Source organism: Photorhabdus kleinii (genome assembly GCF_025384885.1).
GTDB classification, from domain to species: Bacteria; Pseudomonadota; Gammaproteobacteria; order Enterobacterales; family Enterobacteriaceae; genus Photorhabdus; species Photorhabdus kayaii.
Map to the genome: position 1 here is coordinate 1 of NZ_JAJAFY010000087.1, position 8,114 is coordinate 8,114.

At 39.8% G+C, this 8,114-nt stretch carries 9 protein-coding genes and 3 tRNA genes; 7 read left to right on the forward strand and 5 right to left on the reverse strand.

The window, feature by feature from the left end:
- The 5 genes from aqpZ to LG003_RS22075 all read right to left on the reverse strand — a co-directional run.
- The coding region (aqpZ, locus tag LG003_RS22055; RefSeq protein ID WP_262981649.1) for an aquaporin Z at positions 1–653 on the reverse strand (653 nt) is incomplete at its 3' end.
- 325 nt (positions 654–978) lie between these two features.
- Positions 979–1,323 carry a universal stress protein gene (locus LG003_RS22060; RefSeq protein WP_240000723.1) on the reverse strand — a complete coding sequence of 115 codons (345 nt, stop codon included), beginning with the start codon at positions 1,321–1,323 and terminating at the stop codon, positions 979–981.
- Positions 1,324–1,507: 184 nt separating this feature from the next.
- Entirely contained in the window at positions 1,508–1,846 is a 339-nt protein-coding gene (locus LG003_RS22065) for a hypothetical protein (protein ID WP_112876978.1), read from the reverse strand.
- A gap of 163 nt (positions 1,847–2,009) precedes the next feature.
- Positions 2,010–2,438 carry a universal stress protein gene (locus LG003_RS22070; RefSeq protein WP_112876977.1) on the reverse strand — a complete coding sequence of 143 codons (429 nt, stop codon included), beginning with the start codon at positions 2,436–2,438 and terminating at the stop codon, positions 2,010–2,012.
- A gap of 236 nt (positions 2,439–2,674) precedes the next feature.
- On the reverse strand, positions 2,675–2,899 hold the full coding sequence (locus tag LG003_RS22075; RefSeq protein ID WP_112876976.1) for a DUF2594 family protein: 225 nt from the start codon (positions 2,897–2,899) through the stop codon (positions 2,675–2,677).
- 559 nt (positions 2,900–3,458) lie between these two features.
- Here LG003_RS22075 and uvrY point away from each other — a divergent pair.
- From uvrY to LG003_RS22110, 7 genes are all read left to right on the forward strand, one after another.
- Positions 3,459–4,124, forward strand: coding sequence for a UvrY/SirA/GacA family response regulator transcription factor (gene uvrY / locus LG003_RS22080; protein WP_112877012.1), 666 nt, complete (start codon positions 3,459–3,461; stop codon positions 4,122–4,124).
- On the forward strand, positions 4,108–5,940 hold the full coding sequence (gene uvrC / locus LG003_RS22085) for an excinuclease ABC subunit UvrC (protein ID WP_262981650.1): 1,833 nt from the start codon (positions 4,108–4,110) through the stop codon (positions 5,938–5,940). Before uvrY ends, uvrC begins: the two co-directional genes overlap by 17 nt.
- A 57-nt stretch (positions 5,941–5,997) precedes the next feature.
- Entirely contained in the window at positions 5,998–6,546 is a 549-nt protein-coding gene (gene pgsA, locus LG003_RS22090; RefSeq protein ID WP_112876974.1) for a CDP-diacylglycerol--glycerol-3-phosphate 3-phosphatidyltransferase, read from the forward strand.
- 144 nt (positions 6,547–6,690) lie between these two features.
- A tRNA-Gly gene (locus LG003_RS22095) sits at positions 6,691–6,766 on the forward strand.
- Positions 6,767–6,856: 90 nt separating this feature from the next.
- A tRNA-Cys gene (locus LG003_RS22100) sits at positions 6,857–6,930 on the forward strand.
- A 6-nt stretch (positions 6,931–6,936) separates the two neighbouring features.
- A tRNA-Leu gene (locus tag LG003_RS22105) sits at positions 6,937–7,023 on the forward strand.
- A 343-nt stretch (positions 7,024–7,366) separates the two neighbouring features.
- Positions 7,367–8,114 (forward strand): hypothetical protein (locus tag LG003_RS22110; RefSeq protein WP_112876973.1); only part of this gene is annotated, 748 nt, incomplete at its 3' end.

An 8,114-nucleotide genomic window follows, 5' to 3' on the forward strand; every position in this document is an offset into this window, starting at 1 on the left:
ACAATCCCACCAATAATTGGCATCACCCAGAAAAACCATAACTGCTCTAAAGCCCAGGTATTCTGGAATATCGCAACAGCCGTGCTTCGTGCCGGATTGACTGACGTGTTAGTAATAGGAATGCTAATCAAATTAATTAAAACCAACGCCAAACCTATTGCTAATGGCGCAAAGCCCGGAGGTGCTCGTCTATCTGTCGCACCAATAATAACAATTAAGAAAATAGCCGTTAAAACAATTTCAGCCACAATAGCCGATTGAAGCGAGAATCCACCTGGTGAATGTTCACCAAAACCATTTGCTGCAAAACCACTCGTGGTCGCATCAAAACCCGCCTGCCCACTGGCAATAACATATAATACCGCGGCAGCAAGAATACCACCTATAACTTGAGAAATAATATAAGGAATAACCTCCACTGCCTTGAAACGACCACCAGCCCAAAGACCAATTGTTACAGCGGGATTAAAATGCCCGCCAGAAATATGCCCAACAGCATATATCATCGTCAATACTGTTAAACCAAATGCCAAAGATACACCGACAAAGCCAATCCCTAATTCAGGAAATGCCGCAGCGAATACAACACTACCACATCCCCCAAAAACCAGAACAAAAGTTCCAAGTAATTCAGCCGCCAATTTTCTTAACATGTTTTGTCCTCATCCAGTTATCAAAACGAGTCACCTTGCTGAAATTAACTATAGCCAATAAATTAAAATCATGCTTATTTTTACTATAGCCGTATAAGTTGCTGATTCTTGTGGCATCTTTGCCTGATATTCACTTTAATCCGGGATTTTATGCAACATCTATCCTGTGCAGATCAACTTTTTGGTAAAAAATGGATAGCTTAAAATCAATTATCACCAAAATAAGTTCAATATTCTGTTGTGACTGCTCCCCGCCGTAAAAAACGGCGAGGATTCACTCCCTTGCCGTCTCAATGCATCTTGAAATCCATAGGGTATAGGTCATTCATCTGACTACTAAAACTGAAATATTTGCATATCCGATAATCCCTGAAGCGTTTGAACCTAATAAATGGGTGGAAATATTAGGCCGCCGGGAACCAATAACAATTAAATCTGCTTTAATTTCATCTGCTGTCGATAATACTTTATCCCTCGGTGATCCAAAGGCTACGGAGAAAGAGACTCGCTCTTTTGGCAAGTCTATTTTCTCAGCCACTTTTGCCAATTCCTCTTCTGATCTTGCAATAGATTTCTTGGCAAAAGAGTTGAGCAAGTCATAATGGTAACTATAACTAATTGAAAACCTTGATATGTCAGGAACGGCATGGAAAAGATGTATACCCGTCATCTTTCAAGCTGCCTCTTTGTCGGCTGCACTCACTCACCCCGGTCACATAGTTATCTATGCTCCCGGGGATTCATTCCCTTGCCGTCGCGATGCAACTTGAAATCCATAGGGTATAAACTATTACATTATTTGTTGTGAGTTGTTTAACTAAATCAAATAAATTACCGTATAGCTCTATTTTCAATCACTCAGAATCAAGATGCCACTTATGTAATATTCGATGAATGAAAGGTGTTACAACAAGCCCCAAAGTAATAAAGAACACACTTTCCAAAAATACCCCATATATGGCAATAAAATATTTACCGGGTAAACTAACAGGGACGGGATCTAAACCCTGCGATCCCAGCATAGATAAAGCGTTAAGCAAAGATTCACAAAATGTATGCCCCTCTATCAGGTAAAACCCCAGGACACCCGGAATTATTCCAATAAAGAAAAAGGTTGCAGCAATAAGGTAAAAACGCACCACCCGCCATAAAAAATGGTCCAAACGAATCAGTTTATCAGTAAATTTTTCCACAATTATTGCATCCTCAACAATTCTACGAAACCTTATGCAATCTCAATGAAAATGAAATCAGAGAAAATTTAATAAAAATATAGCAACACAGCGTTAGCTAAGACATATATAGCAAGCCATCCGAAGATGGCTAATCAATCTCTCTCATTACGTTTTAATCACCTTACCTGATAACCAAAACAGATGTTGTCGAATATTTGACAACACCTGATGCATTAGATCCTAATAAGTGCGTTGTAATATTGGGCCTTCTAGAGCCAATAACGATAAGATCAGCATTAATTTCTGTCGCTGCTGCTGTTATTTCATCTCTTGGCGACCCAAATGCAATGGAATAGGATAACCTGTTAGCAGGAAAATCGATGGTATCAAGCAGCGTTTTCAAATCATCTTCGGCTTTAATTGTCGCTTTATCCTTAATTTCATCATATCCCAACGAATATGCGTTAACAATCGCGGATGAAATTGGCAGTACATGAAGAATATGGAGCTTCGCACCTGTTTCTTTTGCTAAAGACAGTGCATGCTTAACCGCTTTACTCGTTAGTTCATCTTCTGAAATATCTACCGGTACTAAAATAGTTTTGTACATACGCACGCTCCTATATTTACATACCAAACCAGACTACTACATTTAGTATACGCTATATCCTGTTAATTACTATGAGCTATTTTCCTCTTCCCACACCTTTCTCTATAACCAGATAATTAATATCGTTTTTAATTTATTTACCTTACACCTTTAGTTTCATATAGTTATGATCGTTAAATACGTAGCAAAAGTGGGATATGTACAGGGGCAATAACATTAACCCCTGAGACCCTACCTCACTGCCGATATAATGCTTTTATTTGCTGAACGGTATTTTCAAATATCTTAGCCTGTTTTTCATTGCCCATTTCTGCAATAACATGTTCCAAATTCAGTACAACTTTCCCTGCATGAGCTTGCCCCATAGTTTTAAGAATAGAAGCCAACAGAACTTTCAAACATGTCACCTCTGTTGCTAAGGTTTCAGTATCAGATGAAGGAATTAAATCGATTTTATTCATAGTCGTTACCTGTTTACGTATTAATTGCGTTATGAAAATAATAATTATACCACATAATTCACCCCCTATTTTTATACATTTTCCAAATAGATCTACGCCAAAAAACGTTAAATTATTGTTAAACCCATTTGTTTTATAAATATTTATTTAGTTATTAATTTTATCATAATCAGAATATATAGGACATTCTGATTTCAAATAAATGACACTTGTTATCATATAAAATAATTCTCTTTTGTCTTTGGAGGAGATAAGTATAATATTCGCATTCTTGATGAACTTTTAGGATAATTTATCTATTTTATTGTTTTATATAATCTTTACTAAAAGTTAAAAAACAGACAATTGAAGTTAACTCTTCTGAAACAAATTCAATACACAAGCAATATACCCTATGGATTTCAAGATGCATCGCGACGGCAAGGGAGCGAATCCCCGGGAGCATAGGTAACGATGTGACCGGGGTGAGTGAGTGCAGCCAACAAAGAGGCAATTTGAAAGATAACAGGTATATCAATGAAGCTCATGTATGAGCATAGAGCCAGTTGGAGACACTTTTTTGATAAATATTTTGTTAGTCGATGATCATGAGCTGATCAGAGTTGGTGTAAAACGTATTCTTGATGACGTAAAAGGAATAACCGTAGTAGGAGAAGTTAATTGTGGTGAAGATGCGATAAAATGGTGCCGAGCTAATAAAGTAAATATCGTGTTAATGGATATGAACATGCCAGGCATTGGTGGCCTGGAGGCGACAAAAAGAATCCTACGTTATTGTCCCGATGTCCGTGTCATCATGTTGACTGTCTATACTGAAAATCCTTTACCAATGAAGGTGATGCAGGCTGGCGCCAGAGGATATCTCAGTAAAGCCTCTACCTCTCAAGACATGGTTAATGCAATTCGTGCAGTTAATGCCGGCCAGCGCTATATCGCTCCCGATATCGCTCAACAGATGGCCCTTAGCCAAATTAGCCCACAGCAAGACAATCCATTAAGTTGTCTATCTGATCGTGAATTACAGATTATGCTGATGATCACGAAAGGACAAAAGGTGAGCAATATCTCTGAACAACTTAATCTCAGCCCAAAAACCGTTAATAGCTATCGCTACCGAATGTTTAGTAAACTAAATATCAGTGGTGATGTAGAATTAACACATATGGCAATACGTTATGGGCTATTCGACACAGAGAGTCTATTAAATAGTGACGGAACAATTTGATTCAAAAACATTTTTAAAAACAGTAACCAGTCAGCCTGGCGTTTATCGTATGTATGACACCTCAGGCACGGTTATTTATGTCGGTAAAGCCAAGGATTTAAAAAAACGGCTTGCCAGCTACTTTCGCGCACAGATCGCCAGTCGTAAAACCGAATCTCTGGTTAAAAATATTGTTCAAATAGATGTTACGGTTACGCATACCGAAACCGAAGCACTGCTGCTGGAGCATAATTACATTAAGCTCTATCAACCCCGATATAACGTTTTACTGCGAGATGACAAATCCTACCCTTACATTTTTCTCAGCGCAGATAAACACCCACGACTGGCAATGCATCGGGGAGCTAAACATTTCAAAGGTGAATATTTCGGCCCATTTCCAAACGCTCATGCGGTACGAGAATCATTAATTTTACTGCAAAAACTTTTTCCTATCCGACAATGTGAAGATAGCGTCTACCGCAATCGCTCGCGGCCATGCCTGCAATATCAAATTGGCCGCTGCCTTGGGCCTTGCGTTAAAGGGCTGGTAAGTGAAGAAGAATATCAGCAGCAAGTTGATTATATTCGTCTGTTCCTTTCAGGCAAAGATCAGCAAGTTTTAACCAGATTAATTGACCGAATGGAACAAGCCAGCCAGCAACTGAAATTTGAAGATGCAGCAAGATACCGAGATCAAATCCAGGCCGTTCGTCAAGTTACTGAAAGACAATTTGTTTCAGGAACAGACGATGACCTTGATGTTATCAGTATTGCCTTTGAAGCGGGCATAGCTTGCCTGCATGTGCTGTTTATACGTCAGGGCAAAGTACTGGGTAGCCGAAGTTACTATCCTAAAGTCCCGACTGGGACAAAGCTTGATGAGATTGTACAAACATTCCTTGGTCAATTTTATTTACAGGGCAGCCAAAATCGGACTTTGCCCTCAGAAATTTTGCTGGATTTTACTCTGCCAGAAAAAGACATTTTGTCTGATTCTTTATCTGAAATATCTGGGCGAAAAATTCATATTCAAACCCGACCCCGCGGAGATAAAGCCCGTTATCTGAAACTTGCCCGCACAAATGCAACAATCGCCCTAGCGACCCGCTTATCACAACAATCAACTATTCATCAAAGATTAGACGCTCTCACCAAATTAGTTAAGTTAGCAAAAATTCAGAGAATGGAATGTTTTGACATTAGTCACACTATGGGGGAACAAACTGTTGCATCCTGTGTCGTCTTTGATAGCAATGGCCCACTACGTTCTGAATACCGGCGCTATAATATCAGTGGTATTACTCCCGGTGATGATTACGCTGCCATGAATCAAGTACTACGCCGTCGATACGGGAAAGCATTAGATGAGTCAAAAATTCCCGACATTATTTTCATCGATGGCGGTAAAGGGCAATTAGCTCAAGCAATAGATGTCTTTCAGTCTCTTGATGTTGAATGGGATAAAACGCGACCTCAATTAATAGGCATTGCCAAAGGCAGTGATCGCAAAGCCGGGCTTGAAACACTATTTTTCGCGACGGAGGATAAAGGTATCGCATTACCGCCGGACTCTCCTGCCCTGCATGTGATTCAGCATATTCGTGACGAATCACATAATCATGCAATAACCGGGCACCGTCAACGTAGATCTAAAGTTAGAAACACCAGTACGCTGGAATCTATTGAAGGCGTTGGGCCAAAACGCCGACAAATGTTACTGAAATACATGGGAGGTTTGCAGCCTTTACGTAATGCAAGTGTCGAAGAGATCGCAAAAGTACCGACTATTTCCTATGCATTAGCAGAAAAAATTTATAATGCATTGAAACACTAAGTACATTGATGCACCATACTTATAAATTCCACTATAGCCAGATAGTTAAGAAGCACTATGCAATTAAATATACCAACATGGCTCACTCTATTTCGTATCGTCCTGATCCCATTTTTTGTCCTGGCATTCTATTTGCCATTCACATGGGCGCCGATGGTTTGTGCCATAATTTTTGTTGTCGCTGCGGCGACAGACTGGTTTGACGGTTTCCTCGCCCGCCTTTGGAAACAGACAACTCGCTTTGGCGCATTTCTTGATCCTGTCGCGGACAAAATCATGGTTGCTGCCGCACTAGTCTTAGTTTCCGAACACTATCATACATGGTGGATAACCCTCCCCGCAGCAACCATGATAGCGCGTGAAATTATCATCTCTTCTCTCAGAGAATGGATGGCTGAATTAGGCAAACGCAGTAGTGTTGCCGTTTCCTGGATGGGTAAGGTAAAAACGACAGCACAGATGGCGGCGTTAGTTGCTTTATTATGGCGCCCTAATTTTGAATTCGAATTGGGTGGATTCATATTACTTTATGTTGCTACAGTGATGACATTTTGGTCAATGTTTCAATATGTCAACGCGGCTTGGTCTGACTTGCGTGAAGCTTGATCGAAATGACGTAAAAACCATCGAACAAACACAGCGTAACAATAATTGTGTTGACTCGATACGTGAAGTAAGTAGAATGCAACGCATCGAACAGCACATGAGATTTACGAAAACAAATAAGTAAATCAGCCAGTTCAAAGCGGTGCGGGAATAGCTCAGTTGGTAGAGCACAACCTTGCCAAGGTTGGGGTCGCGAGTTCGAGTCTCGTTTCCCGCTCCAAGTTACTGTTCAGAAGTTGGATAGTAACTTAGCGACTAAAGGTTTAGTAGCTGAATTATTCGTTGAATAATTATTCATTGAATATAGAAAGGCGCGTTGGCAGAGTGGCCATGCAGCGGATTGCAAATCCGTCAACCTCGGTTCGACTCCGGGACGCGCCTCCAAATTCAGCCCAGGTGGTGAAATCGGTAGACACAAGGGATTTAAAATCCCTCGGCCTTAAGGCTGTGCGGGTTCAAGTCCCGCCCTGGGCACCAAATGAAAACTTACTATAAAACAGTGAGTTAGGGAAAGGAAAAGGCCACCGCAAGGTGGCTTTTTTGCTTTCTGCGATGAGATGAAAATTGAAAAGTGGCGGCAGAATGGCGACAGATTGGCGGCACTGGTTATATAACCAGTACCACTTTTGCGCCAAAAATCAAGCCAACATAATGGGTAAAAAAATAAATTTTGCGGGTTTTTGCTACAGCATTGTGGCGGGGACATATAAACGCCATGATTAGCCTTGGTAATCGGGGCTTTATTTTACCTTGATGGTGCAATCGAATTACAGTAGGTTCTATAATATGAATTAATCTCATTTGTGCCAAAGAGGGTCTCATGGAAAACATATTTGCAACCGTAGCGGTGATTACATTCATTGCCTTTGTTGTTGGACTTATAAAGCCAAGTCTAGTTTTAATGCCGAATAGAAAAAAATCTTCATTTATCTACTTACTCGCGTTTTTTGCATCAATCACTATAGGTTCTCAACTCTACCCAACTCATAATTCAACCACATTAAAGTCAACAGAAAAAACCAATCAGGAACCCCAGGAAGAAAGAAAAGAAAAACATAGTGACAAAAAATTCAAATATGCCTCAAAAACACTCAAAGAGTATAGAAACGAACCTCAATACGAAAGAAAAGAAATTGTTGAAAACTATGTGTCATACAAAGATATCCCTGAAACCGAAACAGATGATTTCTACAGTTGCTTAAGCCAGATATCGTATACGAAATCAGGTGATCTTAAACTGGGAGATGTACTTGGATGGTGTTATGCCGACTATACTCAAGATCCCAAATCACTTACAAATCGCATTAACTTTGATGAATTTATGTCTAAATTTAGCGGATGGGATGGCTCATATCGCCCACTCGAAAAAATTATTAAAGAAAATATGCATGATGAATCCACATATAAGCACGTAGAAACAACCTATCGCTTGATATTAGATAAAAATCCTCATGCAGTAATAGAAACGACTTTTAAAGGTAGTAATGCCTATGGTGGGATCGTAAAACAAACCATCTCAGCAAATGTAGATATTAAGACAGGCCAAATAATAAATATAATATCTAAGT

Excerpts from the sequence above, each read along its gene's own strand:
- LG003_RS22070 (WP_112876977.1), bottom strand. The coding sequence starts at position 2,438 with ATGTACAAAACTATTTTAGTACCGGTAGATATTTCAGAAGATGAACTA.
- pgsA (WP_112876974.1), top strand. The coding sequence starts at position 5,998 with ATGCAATTAAATATACCAACATGGCTCACTCTATTTCGTATCGTCCTG.
- LG003_RS22075 (WP_112876976.1), bottom strand. The coding sequence starts at position 2,899 with ATGAATAAAATCGATTTAATTCCTTCATCTGATACTGAAACCTTAGCA.
- LG003_RS22060 (WP_240000723.1), bottom strand. The coding sequence starts at position 1,323 with ATGACGGGTATACATCTTTTCCATGCCGTTCCTGACATATCAAGGTTT.